General features: G+C 50.3%; 11 protein-coding genes and 1 pseudogene. 3 read left to right on the top strand and 9 right to left on the bottom strand.

All coding sequences use genetic code 11. The annotated features are described in order from the left end of the window. The 4 genes and pseudogenes from B5F34_RS12115 to B5F34_RS12105 all read right to left on the bottom strand — a co-directional run. Positions 1 to 440, bottom strand: a pseudogene (locus B5F34_RS12115) (amino acid ABC transporter permease); the annotation flags it as partial. Positions 441 to 681: 241 nt separating this feature from the next. Next, positions 682 to 1,488 (bottom strand): Abi family protein, encoded by an 807-nt coding sequence (locus B5F34_RS12110; RefSeq protein WP_239448939.1) that lies wholly within the window; start codon positions 1,486 to 1,488, stop codon positions 682 to 684. Beyond that, entirely contained in the window at positions 1,452 to 1,583 is a 132-nt protein-coding gene (locus B5F34_RS18055) for a hypothetical protein (RefSeq protein WP_255376969.1), read from the bottom strand. Before B5F34_RS18055 ends, B5F34_RS12110 begins: the two co-directional genes overlap by 37 nt. A gap of 497 nt (positions 1,584 to 2,080) precedes the next feature. Continuing rightward, entirely contained in the window at positions 2,081 to 2,962 is an 882-nt protein-coding gene (locus B5F34_RS12105; RefSeq protein WP_087339404.1) for an AraC family transcriptional regulator, read from the bottom strand. A 507-nt stretch (positions 2,963 to 3,469) separates the two neighbouring features. On the opposite strand from B5F34_RS12105, the gene B5F34_RS12100 reads away from it, so the two are divergent. The 3 genes from B5F34_RS12100 (at position 3,470) to B5F34_RS12090 (ending at position 9,026) form a co-directional block, all read left to right on the top strand. Then, positions 3,470 to 4,867 (top strand): sugar porter family MFS transporter, encoded by a 1,398-nt coding sequence (locus tag B5F34_RS12100; protein WP_087339382.1) that lies wholly within the window; start codon positions 3,470 to 3,472, stop codon positions 4,865 to 4,867. A gap of 55 nt (positions 4,868 to 4,922) precedes the next feature. Further along, the gene (locus B5F34_RS12095) at positions 4,923 to 8,258 is read left to right on the top strand and encodes a DUF5107 domain-containing protein (protein ID WP_087339379.1); all 3,336 of its coding nucleotides are present in this window, start codon (positions 4,923 to 4,925) and stop codon (positions 8,256 to 8,258) included. Positions 8,259 to 8,465: 207 nt separating this feature from the next. Next, the gene (locus B5F34_RS12090) at positions 8,466 to 9,026 is read left to right on the top strand and encodes an RNA polymerase sigma-70 factor (RefSeq protein ID WP_087339376.1); all 561 of its coding nucleotides are present in this window, start codon (positions 8,466 to 8,468) and stop codon (positions 9,024 to 9,026) included. Positions 9,027 to 9,123: 97 nt separating this feature from the next. Here B5F34_RS12090 and B5F34_RS12085 read toward each other — a convergent pair whose 3' ends face one another. The 5 genes from B5F34_RS12085 to B5F34_RS12065 all read right to left on the bottom strand — a co-directional run bounded on the left by B5F34_RS12085 (position 9,124) and on the right by B5F34_RS12065 (position 21,089). Further along, positions 9,124 to 11,466 (bottom strand): beta-galactosidase, encoded by a 2,343-nt coding sequence (locus B5F34_RS12085; RefSeq protein ID WP_087339375.1) that lies wholly within the window; start codon positions 11,464 to 11,466, stop codon positions 9,124 to 9,126. Positions 11,467 to 11,726: 260 nt separating this feature from the next. Beyond that, positions 11,727 to 13,733, bottom strand: coding sequence for a DUF5054 domain-containing protein (locus B5F34_RS12080; protein ID WP_239448937.1), 2,007 nt, complete (start codon positions 13,731 to 13,733; stop codon positions 11,727 to 11,729). Between the two features lie 93 nt (positions 13,734 to 13,826). Continuing rightward, positions 13,827 to 16,046 carry a glycoside hydrolase family 3 C-terminal domain-containing protein gene (locus tag B5F34_RS12075; RefSeq protein WP_087339372.1) on the bottom strand — a complete coding sequence of 740 codons (2,220 nt, stop codon included), beginning with the start codon at positions 16,044 to 16,046 and terminating at the stop codon, positions 13,827 to 13,829. A gap of 49 nt (positions 16,047 to 16,095) precedes the next feature. Next, complete coding sequence (locus B5F34_RS12070) at positions 16,096 to 18,558, bottom strand: glycoside hydrolase family 2 TIM barrel-domain containing protein (RefSeq protein ID WP_087339369.1); 2,463 nt, start codon at positions 18,556 to 18,558, stop codon at positions 16,096 to 16,098. 536 nt (positions 18,559 to 19,094) lie between these two features. Next, a complete protein-coding gene (locus B5F34_RS12065) occupies positions 19,095 to 21,089 on the bottom strand; it encodes a RagB/SusD family nutrient uptake outer membrane protein (protein ID WP_087339366.1) in 1,995 nt (664 codons plus the stop codon). Between the last annotated feature and the right edge of the window lie 11 nt (positions 21,090 to 21,100).

Genomic DNA, 21,100 nt, shown 5'->3' with positions numbered 1-21,100 from the left:
CCCATCTGCGAGATCGTACGACTGCGCAAGTCCGTCATCTCCCCTTCGGGCATCGCATCCAACGCCTGCTGGAAATAATCCAATGCCTGCGGCGCATCACCCAAGTCGCTTGCCACACGGCCGGCATAGTAATAGGCTTCCGGCAGGTGGCAGAGGTCCTGTTTGTCCTCGTAATAGCGGAGTACCTCCAGCACCAGGCTGTCTGAGGTATGGGGAAGGTACGCCTTGTCGCGTGCCTTGACGCACAGCAGCTGGTAATACATCCGCACACGTTCCCCCTCCTGCTCCATCTGCGGGCGCAGGGAATCCAGCAACGCCACGGCACGCTCCGGACACGCCACAGACAGGCTGTCAGCCACATACAAAGCCGACGGATAACGCCCGGACGAACAGGAAGCCAGGAGCAGCACGGACAAGCAAAGGAGGAACAGGTGTTTCATGCTGCAAACTTACATAAAAAACTTCAATTTTTTATGAAGGTGCAAAATTAAATGAAACTAAACACAGAGGCACGGAGACACAGAGTCTTTGTTTTTTATACTTTGCGCGGGTTTGAATTGTGCATTTCCACATTGCCTGCCCTGCATGCACTCGGCAACCTCTTCGAGCTATGGACAAGAAAACGAAAACTCTGTGTCTCCGTGCCTCTGTGTTTAGTTTCATTTAATTTTGCACATTTACTTATATTTCACGCCATAGAGGTTCGTCCTGCCAGTCCTGCGGAATACCTATCGCTTTGTAATCAACGCTCGGATATTGCTCCAGCAAAGACAGGAAATGCTGCTTCATGTCGTTGTGGGGCGATATGATGTCGATAAACCACTTGATGATGCAGATTTCATAAAATGTCCTATGTGGCGGTACGGCATCGCTTATCCAAGGCCGTTTCATTTTCCGTGCTACCATCGGGTTGATGGCATATTGCCTGTTCCATACCCTTGCATGATGGCAGCAGGAATTTCTTGTTAGCGTTATGACTGTCAGCCATGAAGTGAAAACGGGAACGGGCAGGTCATAACAGGCCGCAATCTTTTTCTTCAACGGGTTGGACTTGATATTCTCATAGATGCGGGTCACAACACCCATCGGCAGTATCTCCACAAGCATCCATGCCGGAGGATAGGCATTGCTGTACTTGCTCTTGAAGTGCAGGATGAAATCCTCCTTGGAGTTATTGACCTCCTTGTCTATCAGTTCCATCGTGCGGTTGAACTTGTTTGGGTTGGCGAACAGGGAGCCGTCGGTCATCCAAAAGATGTTTCCGGTCTCTTTCGCCACGACATTGGCCAAGGTGCTGCGCAGGGAAACTTCAATCTTCTCAATCTCATTGAACATGAAAAGACGGAGTTTCTTGTCAAACCGATAAAGTTTGATGGCTGCGTCAAAACTGCTGCCCTGCTTGAAAATCTGCCTGTCTTTGGGAATTTCAAGGAAAGGATAGAAGTATGCGCTTAGCCTGTAATAGCTATGTTGCGGATGTAACGGCAGACACGCTCCTTGTCTTCGAAAACAAGCCCTCTTTGGGATAGCAACTCGGCCAAATCCTCCGGGCTGTTGTATTGTTTCGGGAAATTGATTGTCATTGGGGTATAAAAATAAAACGACCCCCGATTTGAGCATTGTTAAGAGGCTTGGGGGTTCTCGTGTTGCAAAGGTAAGCAAAGATTTGCATGCAACCAAATATATTTTTCCTTTTCATCCCAAAATTTCACTTTCACTTGCTTTCACTTGCCCACCTCTTTGATTCTATCCAAATTTATTTGTTCTTTTTGCCGGATGTCTCCCTAACGGCTTTGAGTTGTTTCCTGAATACCGTCAAAGTGGAATCCGCACCGACCGTTTCCTCCACCGCCACCGCCGGATGAAACCTTGGCCTGGTGTGGCTGCACGCACAACTTGATGAAACAGACCGTGAAAGATGCGTGAAGGAAGTATCTTTCACAGCAACCGTCTAAGTTACAACAGCTTGAGACGTGGCGAAGGCGTGAAGCAGACAGGCACCTTCACCAGATTGGCTTGCTCCCGGAGCCAGGCATAGAGTCATTGCCGATGACTTCATGCCTGGTCTTAAAAGCTCCTGTTATCCTTTATGGTGCTTCTTATATTGAGTAGGAGATTCTCCAATTTGTTTGAAAAAGACTTTGGAAAAGTAATACTGGTCGTAGAACCCTAATTCGCTTGCTATTTCTTTGATTTTTAGTTCCGAGAAATCGAGCAACTGGCATGCTTTCTGAATCTTCAGCTGGTTGAAGTAGTTGAGAGGAGGCTGGCCGGTTTTCTTTAAGAATACTTGTCCGAAGCGTGAGGGCGAGTAGCCGGTATGGCTGGCTATATCCTCCAGCGACAGTCTTTTGTGTAGATTGTTCTTCATATACCGGATAGCTTTTTGGATGACATCCCCTTTCTTCTCTTTGTTCACTTCTCTATATTGTGAAAGGAAGCGGAAAGATGCGATGAAATGCCATAGACATAGGGTCGTATATTCCAGGTTTTCGATGCTGTAACCCATTTCTAAGTTCTGAAAGATTTCTTCAAAAAGAATCAGCCTGTCTTTGAAGCGGGCTTCGGGGGTCTCGTCAATGCTATAAACTTTATTATAAATGGAATGGAACAAATGGCTCTTTTCTCCCGTAAAGTGCAGCCAATAGATGCTCCACGGATCTGTTTCCGAGGCAGCGTATGTATGGGGAAGCCCGGCTTCAATGATTACAAACTGTTCTTTTTGTATTTCTTTTCTATTCTCATTGATGGAGAACCAGCCTTTTCCTTCTGTGCAGTATATCAGAATATGTTGTTCGGAGCCTGATGGGCGTGTGCGATAGTGTCCCGCGGCTTTAGGATAATAGCCTATGTCTGTTACATAAAGTAAGCGGGTTAGTTCGTTGTTTATCAATATCTCTTTTATGGACTTGGGTAGTACAATGGCACGTTGGTTGTCAAATCCGTCTTTTTTGTATTCCATAATCATCAGAATTTAGTTGTGTCAGTTCCACGGATAGGGAGCCTGTCTGAATTTTAAAGTTTCCCGTTGAAAGGTGCTTCTTCTTTCTGCGAAGACGATTATTCAAGTTTCGTAAAAGGAATGAAAGCGCATCGCGTTTTCTGCATGTTGCAGAAGGTAAGTGGTTTCATGGTACAAAACAAAGAATAATGCCGTTCCGTATTTCCGCACAAAGTTACGGACTTTCTTTCAGAAATCAGAGTGTTTCTTGAGAAATAAGTATGGCTGGCTGCAGATGATGTGGGTTATCTGCCTTAGAATCAGTTACAAGATGAGCCTCATGGATATTTTACCTGCACAGCTTCGATGGATTATGGTATTATGCAAAGAAACCGGATAATCTTCTTGACCTGCGGTTCATTTCTGCAAACTTAGTGAGATTATACATGTTTTTGATGATTATCTGCATTTTTTTACTCTGTCCGTTCGCTTACCTTTGCATCACGCACAGATAAACAAATGAAAAATATGAAAACAAACTCAGTAGTCAGTGATGGAGGTACTTCTTTTTACCTGTTGTTCATTTCCTTGGTGTCTGCCATGGGCGGATTACTTTTCGGATATGATTGGGTATTGGTGGGAGGTGCCAAACCTTTTTATGAAGCGTATTTCGGCATTACCGGTTCCCCGGTCATGCAAGGATGGGTAATGGGCAGTGCCATTCTGGGCTGTCTGGCAGGAGTTATGGTGGCGGGCAGCCTTGCCGACCGTTATGGGCGTAAGCCTCTTATGCTGGTGGCTTCTTTGATATTTATAGCGGCAGCTCTGGGTACCGGAGCGGCTACTGCGCTGGAATGGTTTATCGTTTTCCGCATCTTGGGGGGAGTCGGCATAGGCATTGCCTCCAACCTTTCGCCCATGTACATCGCCGAGGTATCGCCCGGGCATGTCCGGGGAAAGTTCGTTTCCATCAACCAGCTGACTATCGTATTGGGCATTCTGGCGGCACAAGTTGTCAACTGGTTGATAGCCGACCCGGTTCTTCCTGGAGAAGACATCGTTATGTCGTGGAACGGACAGATGGGGTGGAGGTGGATGTTCTGGTCGGGTGGAGTTCCGGCTGTATTCTATCTTTGCCTGTTGTTTTTCATTCCTGAAAGTCCGCGTTGGCTGGTCACCCATAGTCAATATATCAAGGCATCAGTTGTGTTGAAGCGGATAGGAGGCGATGGCTATGCCCAAAGGGAAATGGATAGCATACGGACTTCAGACATACAGCAAGAAGGAAAGTGCGGTATCCGTGAGTTGTTTCGTGGCAAGATGCCCGGCATTTTGTTGATAGGCGTGGTGGTGGCTGTCTTTCAGCAATGGTGTGGATTAAATGTTGTGTTCAACTATGCACAGGAGATTTTTGCTGCTGCAGGATATGGCGTGTCGGATATATTGTTCAATATCGTGGTTACCGGTATCACTAATGTACTGTTTACATTGGTAGGTATGTATACGGTAGACCGTTTGGGACGGCGTGTCCTTTTGCTGTTCGGTGCAGCCGGGCTGGGCATGGTCTATCTGCTGATGGGGCTGTGTTACTATCTGCACGTGACCGGTTGGGCTGTCCTGTTCATGGTAGTGCTTGCCATAGCCTGCTATGCCATGACATTGGCTCCGGTAACTTGGGTGGTTATTTCTGAGATATTTCCCAACCGCATCCGTGGCATGGCGATGGCTGTATCCACCTTTGCGTTGTGGGCAGCCTGTTTTGTGCTGACTTATACTTTCCCCCTGTTCAATGCCGGCTTGGGCGCTTATGGCACCTTCTGGCTCTATGCTTTGATATGCTTGCTGGGCTTTGTCTTTATTAAGGCTTATCTGCCGGAGACAAAAGGGAAGTCCTTGGAAGAAATAGAGCAGGAACTGACAAAGTAAGCGTAAAGATGGGTTACTTCAATAAGATTTCTTGTATTAATCAATATTAGCTTTTATGGAAAGAATAACCGAATACCTCATTCGTCCTACTGTCACTCAGAAAGGGACAGTACGGGCCTGGAAGGAAGTCATAAATCTACCCACCTATGCCATAGGCAAAGAGGAAAAGAATCCTATTTTCCTGGAGAAACGTGTCTATCAGGGCAGTTCCGGGGTGGTTTATCCCTATCCGGTAGTAGAGAAGGTAGAAGATGAAAAGCATGACCGCCCTTATCTGGCTTATTTCCTGGAAAACGAATATCTGAAGATTATGGTCCTGCCCGAATTGGGAGGCCGTGTACAGATGGCATACGACAAGGTCAGGAAAAGGCACTTCATTTATTACAATCAGGTGGTGAAGCCTGCTCTTGTGGGATTGACCGGACCTTGGATTTCGGGAGGTATTGAGTTTAACTGGCCTCAGCATCACCGTCCCAGTACCTTCCTGCCCATAGATTGTCTCATTGAAGACCATCAAGACGGTAGCAAAACATTGTGGTGCAACGAAGTGGAACGCATGTTCGGCCTGAAAGGCATGCAAGGATTTACACTCCGTCCCGGCAAGTCTTATCTTGAGATTCGGGTCAAGGTATATAACCGTACTTCTTTTCCGCAGACCTTCTTGTGGTGGGCCAATCCGGCGGTGGTGGTCAATGACAATTATTATTCTGTGTTCCCCCCTGATGTGCATGCTGTCTTTGACCATGGGAAGCGCGATGTCTCCAATTTTCCCATAGCAACAGGGGTGTATTACAGACAAGATTACTCGCAGGGGGTAGATATTTCAAAATACAAGAATATCCCTGTACCAACTTCGTACATGGCCGTCAAGTCGCGCTATGACTTTGTAGGAGGTTACGAAGAACAAGTGAATGCCGGTTTGCTGCATGTGGCAGACCATCATCTTTCACCTGGAAAGAAGCAATGGACATGGGGATGTGGCGACTTCGGAAAAGCCTGGGACCGCAATCTGACGGATGAAGATGGACCTTACATCGAACTGATGACCGGTGTCTATACCGATAACCAGCCTGATTTCTCCTGGTTGCAGCCTTATGAGGAGAAATCGTGGACGCAATACTTTATGCCTTACGCAGAAGTGGGGTATGTCAAGAATGCCTCTAAGGATTTCGTGATGAACCTGGAGGTTGAGAACGGGAAGGCTACGGTCGTGGTCTATGCTACGGGTGAGCGTACCGGCATTACCGTCCGTTTGAGCGATGAGGCTGGAAAAACCTGGCTGGAGCAGGTGGTGGCTCTTTCACCGGAGAGAAGTTTCCGGGCAGCTGTGGAAGTAGGCAGTTTGAAACCGGAGCAACTCATCCTGCAATTGTCGGATAGAAGAGGGCGTGAACTGTTGTCTTATCAGGCCGATAAGCCGGAAATAAATCCCGTGCCGGAACCTGCCAAAGCTGCCAGATTGCCCGAAGAGATTGCTTCCATAGAACAGCTTTTCCTGACAGGACAGCATTTGGAACAGTATCGTCATGCTACTTACAATCCGCTGGACTACTATGAAGAGGGTCTTCGCCGCGAACCGTCAGACATCCGTTGCAACAATGCGGTGGGGCTTTTGCTGCTTCGCCGCGGAAAGTTTGCCGAGGCCGAAAGTTATTTCCGCCGTGCCATCGAAACGCTAACCGAACGCAATCCTAATCCTTACGACGGGGAGCCATATTACAATCTGGGCCGTAGCCTGAAAATGCAGTACCGTTATGACGAGGCTTATGATGCTTTTTACAAATCTACCTGGAATGCAGCCTGGCAGGATGCCGGCTATCTGGGAGTGGCACAGATAGACTGTATCCGGGGAGACTGGGAACTGGCATTGCAGCATATCGATTTGTCTCTGGTGCGTAATTGGCACAACCACAAGGCACGCCAGCTCAAGGCCTCCATCCTGCGCTATCTGGGACGGGAAACGGAAGCTTTGGAGTTCATTGCCGACTCTTTGCACATGGACGGGTTTAACCTGGGATGTCGTTTGGAACATTACTTCATTACCGGCCGTGAGGCCGACTTGGAAGAGATGAAGCAGATTCTGAGCGGGACTGTGTTCAATTATATGGAATATGCTTTCGATTTTGCCGATGCCGGCTTGTATGCGGAAGCTTCGCGTGTCATGGAGGTGTATCTGAAAGATACAGCAGGTCATCCTTATCCCATGGCCGTGTATATGCAGGGATATTTCGCGTCCCGGCAAGGAAGATACCGGGAAGCGGAGCAATGGTACCGGGAAGCGGCTGCTTTACCCTCAGATTATTGCTTCCCTAATCGTGTAGACGAGGTGAATGTGTTGCAGGACGCACTGGATATTTGCCCCGACGACTATAAGGCTTTCTATTATTGGGGTAATTTCTGGTATGCTCACCGGCGGTATGAAGAGGCGGTGGAATGCTGGGAAAAATCAGTGAGCCTGAACAGTCAGTTCCCGACTTCTCTTCGCAATCTGGCACTGGCTTATTATAATAAGTTGAACCGGAAACAAGAAGCACGTCAGCTGCTGGAGAAAGCCTTCGGACTTGATCCCACAGATGCCCGTCTGTTTATGGAACTGGACCAGTTGTATAAGAAGATGGGACGCCCTCATGCCGAACGTTTGGCACTGATGGAGCAACACCGGGACTTGGTGGAGCAGCGTGATGACTTGTGTATAGAGCGTGTTACACTCTATAACCTGTTGGGACGCTACGAAGAGGCACGGCAGCTGATAGACTCGCGCCGGTTCCATCCGTGGGAAGGCGGTGAAGGGAAGATTACCGGTCAATATGTCATTTGCCGCGTGGAACTGGCCAAGCGGGCCATAGCTGGAGGACGCTTTGCCGAGGCGCTTTCTCTGCTGAAAGAAACCGATGTGTATCCGGATAATTTGGGCGAAGGTAAGCTCATCAATGCCGAAGAGAATGAAGTGGATTATTACAAGGGCGTGGCTTACGATGCGCTGGGAAACCGGGAAGAAGCTGTCCGCCATTTCCAGAAGGCAACGCAGGGACTTTCCGAACCTCGGCAGGCTTTTTACTATAACGATCAGCAGCCCGACAGGATATTCTATCAGGGACTGGCATGGCGGGCCTTGGGAAATGAAAGCAAGGCGCGCGGTCGTTTCAACCAACTGATAGACCATGGCAGGAAGCATCTTTTTGACCATTGCCGCATTGATTACTTTGCTGTTTCCTTGCCGGAACTGGCCATTTGGGAAGATGATCTGGAGGTGCGGAACCGTATCCATTGTTATTATGTGATGGCTTTGGGCTACAGCGGTCTGGGACAAAATGAACTGGCCGAGGAGTATTATGCAAAAGTAAAGGCTTTGGATGTGAATAAGCAGATGTTCAAAATAAGCCTGGGCTAAAGTTGGACATGGTGGCTTCGTTTTATCTGCGCAGGGCTGCAATCTTTCCGGTTGCGGTTCCTGCGCAGTTATTTTCCGGCATCGCTTAGCCGGTTACTTTTGCCGGATGCCCCCTTTTTTCTAAGCTATTTATTTTCAATCATATTTTTTCAACTTGTCCGGTTTATCACTTTTTTATATTACCTTTGCTTTTCTAATGATAAAGTGATGGATTTACGCCAGTTTAACGACTTCTTCAGTGAATGCCGACAAGGGTTTATCCGGTTCGCAGCAGCCTATGTACACGATGAAATGGCAGCCGAGGATATTGTTATGGAGGCATTTATGTATTATTGGGACAATCGGGAGAATTTGCCCGAAGGTGCCAATGTACAGGCTTATGTCCTGACCGTTATCAAACACAAATGCATTGACTATCTGCGTCACGAGCAGGTGAGTGAGGAAGTTTGTGGAGAACTGTATCAGCTGTATTCCTGGGAGTTGTCTACCCGCCTGGCTGCGTTGGAGAATTTTGAGCCATCGGCTTTGTTTACGGATGAAATACAGAACTTGGCTGGCAAGGCCCTGGAATCGTTGCCTGAGCAGACCCGCCGTGTGTTTGTCATGAGTCGCCGTGAGAACATGTCGCATCGTGAGATTGCCGAACAGCTGGGCATCTCCATAAAAGGAGTGGAGTTTCACATTACAAAAGCCAACAAGCATTTGCGTGCCATGCTGAAGGATTACTTGCTCCCTTCGGTTGTGTTGGCTTATCTGTTGGGTGTATGAGGCGTGCTCTGTATCCGGCAGAAAAGAAAACGGAGAACCGTCTGACCAATCAAGCAGACAGTTCCCCGTTTTTTTTGCAGGATTCCCGAAAAATGCCTTACAGTTTGAAGGGCGTTTCCTTGACGTATACCTTATAACCCTTGATGGCTCCCGGTGCTCCCTCTTCTGCCCGCGGGAGGTAGCGCAGTCCGTTTATGGTGCAGCTCTCTTGCAGGTCTATCACCAGTGCGTGCGGATAGGGGGCATCTTCCGATGTGCTCCAGTAAGTAGATTCCTGCAGGTCGTACACCTTGTCTGCCGAGAAGTTACCCCAGCTGGTACTTTCGCTGTCGGCATAATCAATTTGCCAATTCTGGCGAGAGAGCGGTTTTCCGTTCTCGTCCAACAGATATAACTCGGCAATGGCAGCATTGTTTTTGCCGTCTTGGCTGTTCAGTGCTTCCAGGCAGACGTAGCGTCCTTTAACCGGTCGTGAGAAGGTGATTTCCTGCCAGCCGTTGCCTGCTTTCATATTTCCCGTGGCAACCGGTGTCTCTCCCTTCAGTGAGAGATTCTCTCCTTCTTTGCGGTGTGTCAGCGGTTCTTCTGCGCGCAGCATGTCCAGTATAGGCTGTTTCAGTCCTTGTATCTCGGCACGGTCGGGTCCCAGCAAGTCAAGTACCACGATTTCGTTCTTGCCTTTTTTCAGCCAGCATCCGGGCATGTAGAGAGTTTGTTGCGGGCCTATCTTCCAGAAACGGCCGATAGCTTTACCGTTGACCCACACCATGCCTTTACCCCATGTCTGCATGTCCAGGAATACGTCTCCGGTTTCTTTCAGGTCGAAGGTAGCACGATAATAGGCAGGGCCGTTTAGTTTATCACCTTTGCTGAAATGTTTACGGGCTGCGAATTCAGCTTCATCGGGGAAGCTGTACACTTGCCAGTTGGTTAAGTCTTTCCGTCCCTGGTCTGTCAGCAGTTGTACCCGTTCCGTGATTCCTTTCCGGTCATGTATGGCATGGTCGAAATTCACTCGTCCCATGGCTTCTACCAAGATGTCGAGCCGGGTCCCTTGTTTCAAGGCAGGGAGGGTCAGACTGTTGTCGCCGCGGCGTCGGTCCAGCCGTCCTAATAGTTCTCCGTCGGCAAAAATCTGCGCCCAGTCGTGTGCCTCGTCAACCAGCAGTACTGTCCCTTCGGCTACGTCCTCCGGCAATGCAGTCCGGTAGAGTATAGTGCCCCAACCCTGATTGAAATCTTCCATGGGCTTTATGGAGTCAGTGTGTTGCGGTTCGGGAAGGTTGTCAAACAATGGTGCGGTTTCGTCCAGATGGATGGTGGGAATCTCTATGACGGGCAGGGGCTGTGGTACATCCGGAATGACCTGGCCGGAATCTGCATATTGTGTCAGCAGTTCGCGCAGCTTGTAATATTTGGGAGTGGCCCATCCGGCTTCGCTGATAGGAGCGTCGTAGTCATAAGAACTGCACATGGCTGAATAGGGCGGACAGTTGGCACCTCCCCAGTGTCCGAAGGTAGTGCCTCCGTGGGTCATGTAAAGTGAAAAAGAGATGCCTCTGTCCAGCATGTCGCGGATGCCGGCCACCATGGTCTCGGCATCGCGTGTTTCGTGGCGGCGTCCCCAGTGGTCAAACCACCCGCTCCAATATTCGCTGCACATCAGAGGGGAGTCCGGTCGTGCTTCACGCAGAGCCTTGAACTGTGCGTCGATGTTGGCACCTGTACCGAAGTTGATGGTCCACAGCAAGTCATCCAATCCGTTTAGCTGGAAAGTGGAACTCCAGTCGCATTGGAATAGAGGCACGTCCGTAAATCCGGCTCCTTTCACGATGTCGCGGATATTGGCTATGTATTCTTTGTCGACGGCATAACCTCCGTATTCGTTTTCTACCTGCACCATGATGATGTTTCCTCCCCGGTTCACCTGCAAGTCGGCCAGTTGTTTGCCGATTTCGTTCATGTAGAGCTTGGTACGTTCCAAGAAGTAAGGGTCGTTGGTGCGTAGTTCGATGTCTTTCTTCTGCAACAGCCACCAGGGGAGTCCGCCCATTTCCCATTCCGAACATACATAAGGACCGGGGCGCAGTATGATGTACATGCCGTGCTTCTGCGCCAGCTTGCAGAAACGTGCAATGTCGTTCTGTCCCTCAAAGTCGAACTCGCCGGGGCGTTGCTCGTGGATGTTCCAGAATGCATAAATACAGATAGTATTCATGCCCAGTGCCTTGCACATTTCAATGCGATGCTCCCAATATTCGGCAGGAATACGGGTGTAATGCATTTCGGCAGCCTTAACTACGAACGGTTTTCCATCGAGTAGGAAGGTTTGTTTGCCTACACTAAAATCGTGCGGTTCTCCTTGTGGGGCAGAACAGGAGGTGTTGCCCAGCAGACCGCAAGCCAAAAGGCTTGAGAGTAGTAAATGTCTCAGATTCATTGTTTGTTTTTTTGGTAAATAATTAATTGGATTAATATAAATAAGTTATTTAGACTTTTCGACTAACGTATGGCGAAACTGGCATTTTGTTGATAATCAGCATGCTATTCTCTATATATAACGAGCTTGCTGCTTAGCGCCTGGAAGCAGGCTGCTTAGCGCTTAGCTGTTTTCTATCAAGCGCTTATCAGAAAAACCGTTCCTATTATACAGCGCATCCGTGTTGCACAAAGAAGTTTCAGTCACTCCGAAGTCTGTGGCTATTCTTGTGGTAACCATTCTACAGTAAACCGATAGGTGAGTGATCCTTCGTTCCACATGCTGAAATTCGTACCCCACAGATTATTGCTCAGATTGAAGTGAATACCCTCCCGTTTATCCGGATAAGCGGTGGAGTAGTTCAGTCCACAAGGCTCGCCTACGTTTATCAGAAAGGCAGTTTCACTCCAGATGCGGATGGTTCCCTGTGAGGTCTGTATGTCTACGTAACGGTCTATGCCGTGCATCTGCCTGTTGCCCCGTTCTACTACGTCCAGCAGATTTACGGGTTGTCCCAGTTTTTCGGCAATCAATGCAACGATGTCGGCTGCGTTGAACGACAGCCAATAGGCCTCCGGAAGCCGTACGGCAGGTTTTCCGATGAGGGTCAACCGGATTTCGGCTTTAGTCCCTTGGTCTGAAGTCTGGCATTCGGCGTATATATGTTGGGGATAGCACCGTTCATCCACTCCGTCGCGGTGCGGGAATGCCAACTCATACAAGGAACAGGCACCCTGGGGCGTTTGCCGAATTTCCTGACGGATAATTTGAGCCGGTAATGACACACTGACAGCTTTTGAGTCTTCAAGACCCGGCTTGCCCAAATCATAGAAAGCCCAGTCATAACGGTTGCGGAGATAGTGGTTCAGATAGCGGTCGTAGTCTTTCGAGTCAAACATCTGATACGACAGTCCGCCTATTTTCAGGATTCCATCCAGCAGATTGCACTGCCAGGGAGAACGGTCGCCGTCGGTTGCCTGGTCTGTAAATGCAGGCGTGGATATGTTTTCGGTATCTTTCAACGTCTGCCGGGCTTCCTCTTGCAATTGGGGAGGCAAGTAAGCAATGGCCTTATCCAGGTAGCTGTCTATTTCTTTCCACGACTGTTCCACCCGCTGAAACGTTGCAGTTTTCCGTGCCTCAATGAACGGATCCATATCGTATTTGTCCCAATTCAGCAGATGGCTTTTCACATCCATTCCCTGCGTATGTTCTCCGATAAGTCCCAGTTCGACGGCAAAATTCAGGTCAGTATCGCTTCCGCGTTTCAATCGTCCCTCTTTCAGCCATTGTGAGTATAAGGCAGACAGCGCACGGAATTTGGCCATGCGGATGGGGGAGCTTCCGTATCCGTAAATCCAGGTGTCTCCTATTTCGGATGTGACCACAGGCAGAGCGTCTTTGGCAGCCAGCAGATGGTTTGCTACTTCGTTGAAGGAAGCCGGTATCAGCTTTGCATTGGGATAATGTTTGTGCAGATTGGCATAAATGGCCTTAACCTGTTCATAAGTGTGGGGACCGTGGTTGTCGCCGGTAAAATTGACGGCAATGGCTGTTTGTCCATCGGGTAGGATGCTTTCCGTTCCGTAATCTTGCTGGTAAGCCAAAATCAGTTCGTTGCCATACGGGTCTCTCCAACGGCAGAACGGCGGTACATCGGGCATCGGACTGGCGGGATTCACACCGATGTGCAGAAAACGAATGCCCGCCCGGCTCAGTGGTGCTATGATGCTGCGGGTGTGTCCGGGCACGTCGGTCATTTTGGCGGCGATGGTATGTTTGCCATATTTCTTGTCCAATCTGTGAGACAACGACAGGCATGTCTCAAACAAATCGAGGTTCATGGATTCGGATTCCACCGTGTAGGGAACACCGTTCCACACAATGTCGCCCCGTTTGATGGCTTTTTCCAGCCGTTTCACTTCTTCTGGCGTAGCTTTCTGCAGATACTTCCATACCAGCCATGAACCGGTGGTCCACACGTAGCGTTCTCCACTTTTGTCTGCCCCTAGCCTCTCTGCCACGTCCAAGGCTTTGGGTATGAATTCTTCTACATAATTCTTCTCGACCACCGAACTCAAGTCCGTAAATCCCACGTCCAGGTGGGTCTTGAAAATCACATACACTTTAGTGATGTCCGGATTGGTTTGCGCAGATACTGCCCAAACACAAAGGCTGCAACAAAGTGCCAGCACGGTTCTCTTGATTAGATTTGTCTTCTTCATCATCTTGCGGTGTTTTGTATAAGGATTATCGGGGTGCCATGCACTTTTCATACGAATAACTCATGGCTCTATATAAGTATGTATTATTGTCTGTTCTCAATAAAGAAAGTATTTAGGTTCTCCTTGTAGTTCTATGGTTCGGGAAAGAATTCCTTCCGTAAAACGTTGCGGTGCACTGGGGCAGACATTGCCTGCATAGATGGTGACGGTTCCGGGCATGGTGCCTACTCCACCTGTTTCGTCTACATAAGCCAGGTCGCGGGGAGAAAGGCGGAAGATGACCGTTTTGCGCTCGCCCGGTTGCAGTATCACTTTCTGAAAACGGACCAGTTGGCAAAGGGGGGCTTCCGGTGCCATAGCCCTGTGCGACAGATAGAGCTGCACCACTTCTTCGCCGGCGCGTTTACCGGTGTTGCACACTTCTACTGTCACCGTCAGACTGTCTCCGGTCTGTGTCACTTGCGGACATTGCAGCTTCCTGTATTTAAAAGACGTATAGCTTAGTCCGTACCCGAAGGGATATAACACATCGCCGCTGAAGTAGCGGTAAGTGCGGTTGGTCATGGAGTAGTCTTCCATCGGCGGGAGGTCGGCATCCGAACGGTAGAACGTAACCGGCAGCTTTCCCGATGGATTATAACGGCCAAACAGTATGTCTGCCAAAGCTGTTCCTGCCGCCTGGCCGCCATACCATGCTTGAATGATAGCCGGTATATTTTCGGCTTCCCAGTTATAAGCCATGGCTCCTCCGGACATACAGATAAACACCATGGGCTTATTCAATCGTTTCAGACGCTTCATGACTTCGGTCTGTATGGCTGGCAACTGGATGGTGGTTCTGTCGCCGCCCGCAAATCCGTCCGCTTCTCCGGCATCACCCGCTTCTCCTTCCAGCAGAGGCGATACACCACCTGCATAAATAATCAGGTCCACATCCTTGTACCTGTTTGCCAACTGCTCCAGATCAGTGCCTTCCTTCAGTTGGGTAAAGTCCGACACTTCGTCATAGACGACCTCAATGCCCTTTTCTGCCTGCAAGGCTTCCAACAGGGTAATGTTGTTACTGGGGATTCCGTTGTAGTTGCCCAGCTGTGTGGTTTCGTTGTGAGCATTCGGTCCGATCAGGGCAATCTTTTTTATTCCGGCAGAAAGCGGCAAAAGCCGGTGTTCGTTCTTCAGCAACACCATCGACTGCCGTGCCATCTTCAGTGCTTGTTCCTGATGAGGACGCGACTCCAACACGCTGTAAGGGATGCTGGCATAAGGCACTCTGTCTGCCGGGTCGAACATTCCCAGGCGGAAGCGTATCCTCAACAGCCTTTTCAGTGAGATATCTATCTGTTCTTCGGTAATCAGTCCGGCTTCGACTGCTTTGCCGAGTGAGCGGTACATATCACCACATTCCAGGTCTGTCCCGTGCAATACGGCATCAGCCGAAGCCGAGATGGAGTCGGCATGTGTCTTGTGACCATACAGAAAGTCACTGATGGCCCAGCAGTCGGAAGTGACATATCCTTCAAAATTCCAGTCGTGAAGCAGTATTTTCCTTAAGAAGAGGTTGCTTCCACAACAAGGCTCTCCGTTGAAGCGATTGTATGCACACATGATTCCAGACACATTTGCCTCCTTGATGAGGCGGTAGAAGGCAGGCAGGTAAGTGTCTTTCAGATCATGGTCGCTGGCTGTTGCATTGAACTCGTGCCTCAGTGGTTCCGGTCCGCTATGTACGGCAAAATGTTTGGCACAGGCAGACACTTTCAAGTAATCGGGGTCGTTACCCTGCAGGCCTTTTACCATTGCGATGCCCATTTCGGCTGTCAAGTAAGGATCCTCGCCGTAAGTCTCATGTCCTCTTCCCCAGCGTGGGTCGCGAAAGATGTTGATGTTGGGTGTCCAGAATGTCAGTCCGGTATAACGCTGAATCGTATTTCCTTTTCTGACGGAGGCATTATAGACGGCTCTTCCCTCATCGGCAATCATGTCTGCCGATTTCTGTAGCTCCTCCGGGTTGAAGGTTGCTGCCAGTCCGATAGGCTGTGGAAAAACAGTCACCTTCTCGGCAGAGCGTGCCACTCCATGCAGACATTCGTTCCACCAATTGTAGTCCGGAATGCCCAAACGGGGAATCCCTTTGGAGGTGTGGGTCATTTGTGAGACCTTTTCTTCCAAGGTCATGCGCGACACCAAGTCGTTGATGCGCGTTTCCATAGGTAAATCGGCGTTCAGATAGGGCGGGACTTCCTGTCCCTGCACGGTGGGGGCTGTTGTCATCAGAGCCCCCGCCAGTAAGAATCCTGTTAATAAGTGCTTGTTCATCGAAGTCTGTTACCTTATTATTATATATGTATAGTAGCTCTTGTTCAGATTATTTTTGCGAAGCCAGCCTCAGTTCCTTTCGGACAGTCAATTCCTCGGAAGCAGCATTCAACACCAGTCTCTTTTCCCGGCTGGTTTGCACGACAAAGGAGGCAATGCCCGCTTCAGCTTTTATGGACGATGGTCCCATGAGGGTACCGCCCTCTACGGATAAAGTTACTTCGCGGCTGTTTTCTCCGAACGCCAGGATACCGTTTTCATCCGTCAGTTTCACGTAAACAATCAGCAAGTCGTTGGTAGCAGCCGGTTTGCCGTTTTCGAAGTAAGATATATCCATCGACGATACCGGGCCTGGTGTGCGCACAACATGTTCTGCCACCTTCTTCCCGTCGTGATAACCGATGGCTTCCAACTTGCCGGTCTGCCATTCCACGCCCGTGAAGGTGAAGGGCGGACATTCCAGATGGCGACAGTTGCCACCGTCGGGTGCCGGGATGTAAGGAGAATCCGGGCCGTTGTCGGGGTGTTGGCGTGCAATGGTGCGTCCGTTGAGGCGAAGCTCCACTTCATCTACATTGCCGAACACCTGTACCGTGTCTGAGGAGCCTTCCAGCCAGTGTGAGGCAATGAATACCTTGTAAGGCATCTGCGTGTCGGGCAGGAGGGTGGTTCCGGCTCTGACTTGCGTGCGGAAGAAAGGCAGGCTGAACTTGGGCAGCCGGAAGATGTCGGCTACTCCGCTGTAGCAGATGTTGTCGCAACAGCCGCGGTTATAGTCATACATGCTCCATATGGCGGCTCCCATCGTGGCGGGATAATAAGTGCTGTAGCGGTTGAGCGACCACTGGGCATTCCATACGTTCTGCCGTAAGGCACGGTCGCCGTCGCCGCGGCGTATGCGGGTGGTACTGTGGTGTCCGCCGAACTCATAGTCATAATATTCGCGGATGAAGCCCGGCTTACCGGTGTGGTTAGGACGGTTGAAGCCCTCTTCCCAATCGTTGTAGCACACATCAAAGCCGTCATAGCCGTAGGAGTCGCCCGAAGTAAAGCACTGGTCGCCGGGATATTCTTCGTGTGCTACCTTTACAGCACCGTCTTTCCACTCTTTAGGCGGCCACGACTCGTTGAGGGTAGTTTCCCAAATGATGATGGACGGATGGTTGCGGTCGCGTCGGATGAGGTCGCGGATGTCCTGATATGTATGTTGGATGAAGGCCGAATCTTTGTTGAAGAACTGCCAGCCGGGGATAGGCTCGATGGCCAGCAGGCCCAGTTCATCGCAGGCATCAAGCACCGACGGGTCTTGCGGATAATGTCCCAGTCGCACGACATTGAACCCGTTGGCCTTTATCTGATAAACGTCTCTATACTGTGCATTGTCCGACAGGGCATTGCCCACATACGGATACTCCATGTGCCGGTTGGTTCCTACCAATTTCAAGGGCTTTCCGTTGATGAGGAATCCTTTTTCGCGCGACATTTCCAGGCGGCGGATACCGATGCGCGTCTGCTGAAGGTCGGTGCCTTCCTTGCCGCCGTCTACTTCCGTTTCGAGCAGGTAGAGCGCAGGCGATTCGGGATGCCACAAGTGCGGATTGGCGAGTCGGATAGAAGCATTCCAGGTAGCGGTGTCTCCGGCAACCATTTCCAGACTACCTTGTACGCTGGCCACGCGGCGTCCTTTTCCGGTCTGCCGGTCCCATTCGTAGAGTGTATGGCGTAGGGTAGGAGTCTGTGCCGTAGCTGTAGTGTTGGCCACTTCGGTGGCGATATTGATGACGGCTTCCTGTTCGTCAGCTTTCGGGTAGGTTACAAATATGCCTCCCCCTGCCGTATGGCGGGCCATGACGGGGTTGGTAATGTGTACGGCAGGTTTGGCAATGAGCCGCACATCGCGGTAGATGCCGCCGTAATAGCAGAAGTCGAGCGTTTCCAGCGGTTTGCCGGGAGGAATGAGCGGATTGTTGCGGTTGTCCAGGCGTATCAGCACTTCGTTGGGTCGGTCGGTGCGCACCACGTCCGTCACGTCTACGGCAAAGGGCGTGTATCCGCCCGAGTGTTGGGCCAGGTGGTGTCCGTTCACCCACACATCTGCCAGGTGCATGGCGCCTTCAAAGTCCAGCCACAGTCTTTTCCCTGTTTCGTCCGGAGTCAGGCTGAGCTGTTTCCGGTAGTAGCATACGCCTTGCCATTGGTGCAGCACTACGAGCGGTTCGACAAAAGGCGTGTGGGGCAGTGTCACGTCCTCCCACGTCCCGTGTTCTAAGCGGGTGAATTCCAGCCGCAAGGTATCGGCAGGTACGGACAGATTCTGCTGTTGGCTTGTCTGTATGTGTTCTACGTTGAACTGAGATGCCCAGTCGCTGCCCTGGTTCTTGATTTCTCCCGTGTAGGAACTTGTTTCCAGACGCTGGAACTGCCATCCGTCGTCTAATAGTCGCTGTTGTGCCGACAACGTGGAGAAGGCACCGGCCAGGCAAAAGAAGGTGATGGATAGAATCTGTTTCATAACTGTTGGCAGCTTGTTGGATGCAGGTTGATGCCGGAGCGACCTTGTGGAAGGGCAGAACTCTTTGTTGGATTATATATTTCTGACAGACAGATGTTTATTGTCTATATATAACGTGTCTGCTTCTTATATATCAGAAGTCTGCTTCTTATAGCCTGGACATTTGCTTCTTATAGCTTGGCAGTTTGTCCGGAAAAGCTTGCAGGGGTTCCGTAGCCGGTCCGACATTTTGATTGCATCATCAAATGTTTAAATTGCTTTAGTATTTTCTGTTTGAATATGGGTTCTCCGACAGAGTTTGTGCATGAGAATATCCCATGACAAAATTAAATTATCAAGGGTATTGCTCCAAATATTTCTTTTTATTTGTATTGAAATAATTTGAAATTCTGTGAAGTATCTCCCGCTGTGAATATGTGCGGGAGGTTTTTCCCCGTTGCACGGGATGGTATTTTGCATCTGTTTCTGCTGTGGTTTTGCCCAGATAAACCGTTTACCCCATCGGGTAAACGGTTTTTGGGCAGACTTGCACAGTCTTACTGTTCAGCAGGCATATCAGCCTGAACGGGCCAATAAGGATTCTGGTACAGCGGCGAGCGTTCTACCGAAGCATGGTCGTCAGCTGTGAGAATAAGCTGGCGGATAGGCATCGGTTGCAGGTAGTGAGCCATCTTCCAGATGTATCCGTTGCGATACAAGTTACCGCTGGTCATATTCTTTTCGTAAGGACGGAGGTATTCGCTCAGTTCAGGCGCAGATACGTTGGCCGACGAACTTCCGTCGCTCACCAGACCGGTGTACCAGTCTTCCATCGGAGTGTTCCACAGGTGGAAGCCTTCTATATGATACGGCTCCTTTAGCATCTGGTCGTACGAGCGCCAGCGGGAGAGGTCCATGGAGCGGTAGCCTTCGCCGAAGAGTTCGCAGCAGCGTTCGCGGCGGATGTTGTAGAGCACGCGGTCGGTCAGCTGTTGTCCGGCTGTGTACGATGCCCAGTCGGAGCGTTCCTGTGCCATATCCGTGGCTTCAATGGTCACAGTGGGGTCGATGGCATTGCCCGTGAATCCGGCTGCGGTGCGCACGGCTTTCCAGTATTCCAGGATGTGGCCGGAGTTGATGTCGTTTGTCAGCAGATACTGTGCTTCCATGTAGTTCAGCAGGGCCTCGGTGGCGCGGAAAGAGATGGCTCCGTTGTAGGCAAGCATGTTTTCACACAGTTCCTTGTCGAAGGTACCACCTTTGCGCAGTGCATAACCGGTGTTGTAGCCCTTGTCTATGGTGCTGTTCATCAGGTCGGGATAAGGTTCGATGGGCACGGCGTGCGTAGTGGTTGCATCCATGTTGATAAACACATTCTTCTGTCCCGGCTCTTTCAGGAAGATATGCAGACGCGGGTCGGCATTCTGGCGCACGTTGGCAATGGTTGTGTCGTCGTACTTGAATCCGTCGTGTTCGGCATACCAGGGCTTGCCGTCGCTCATCACGAAACGTTCTACTCCGTTGCGGGTTACACCCACACCCCAGTTACCGAATTGCACGCCTATTTCCGTACCGTTGGTAACGATACTCTTGTCGAAGCTGCGCCACATCAGGATATCCGGATACCCCGACATATCAACAGCGCCGAACATATAGAAATAGGGGTTTACGTCATCCTCGCTTTGAGGAGTTATGCCTGTGTTGCGGGTAAGCGAATTCTTGTATTTCTCGGCCACTTCTTCAGCGCTCTCGGCAGCAATTTCCAGGAAATAACGCACTTCATTGTCAATGCTGCCCGACGGATATTCGTAGTTGGCGTTATAGTCTTTGGCTTTGCCCGGCCATCCCTCACCGTTGGGGACGAAAGGCGTATCCTTGAAGTTCTGCAGCCAAGAGGCCTCAAACAAAGCCACACGCGATTTCACCAGTGTAGCTACGTCTCTCGATACGCGGTTGCGCACGGGGTCGAAACCATCCTTCATGTAAGTGCGTGCTGTATCTAAGTTGGCGATGATGAAACGGGCCACTTCGTTGCGCGGACGGCGCTTGTTGGCAGCTACCAGCACTGCTTCATCGTCGGGCAGGGCTTCGGTCACGATAGGCAGGTCGCCCCAGTTGCGCAACATGGTCCAATAGCGGTATGCGCGGAAGAAATACATCTCGCCGATGTATTGTTCGATGTTGTAGCTGCTACCCGTTATTTCACCGTTCCGGTAACGCTCCAAAGAAGTGTTGAGCGAATAGTTGATGTTACGGACAAGCGTCCAGTCCCAGTTGCCGTTGGTCATTCCCACGCGCCACTGGCCTTCGGCATACATACCGTTGGCAGAAAGTCCGGCCTGAATGTCGGTGTAGTCATCCGAGAATGCACCCTGCAGGTTGGGCATGATATCGGTATAGAAAGCGTTGGCAGCTGCCTGTATCTGGTCTTCCGACCGGTAATAGTCCTCGGGGACAGCATACGAGGGCGGTTCTTTATCCAAGAAATCTTCGCAAGAGGCCAGGGCGGCCGAGAGGAGCAATGCGCTCGTAAGTATTCTAAATGTTTTCATAATGTCAGTCT

It is taken from the genome of Mediterranea sp. An20 (assembly GCF_002160055.1).
Lineage (GTDB): Bacteria > Bacteroidota > Bacteroidia > Bacteroidales > Bacteroidaceae > Bacteroides > Bacteroides avicola.
The sequence above is the reverse complement of the archived record's forward strand: the minus strand, read 5'-3'. Positions and strand labels throughout refer to the sequence as shown.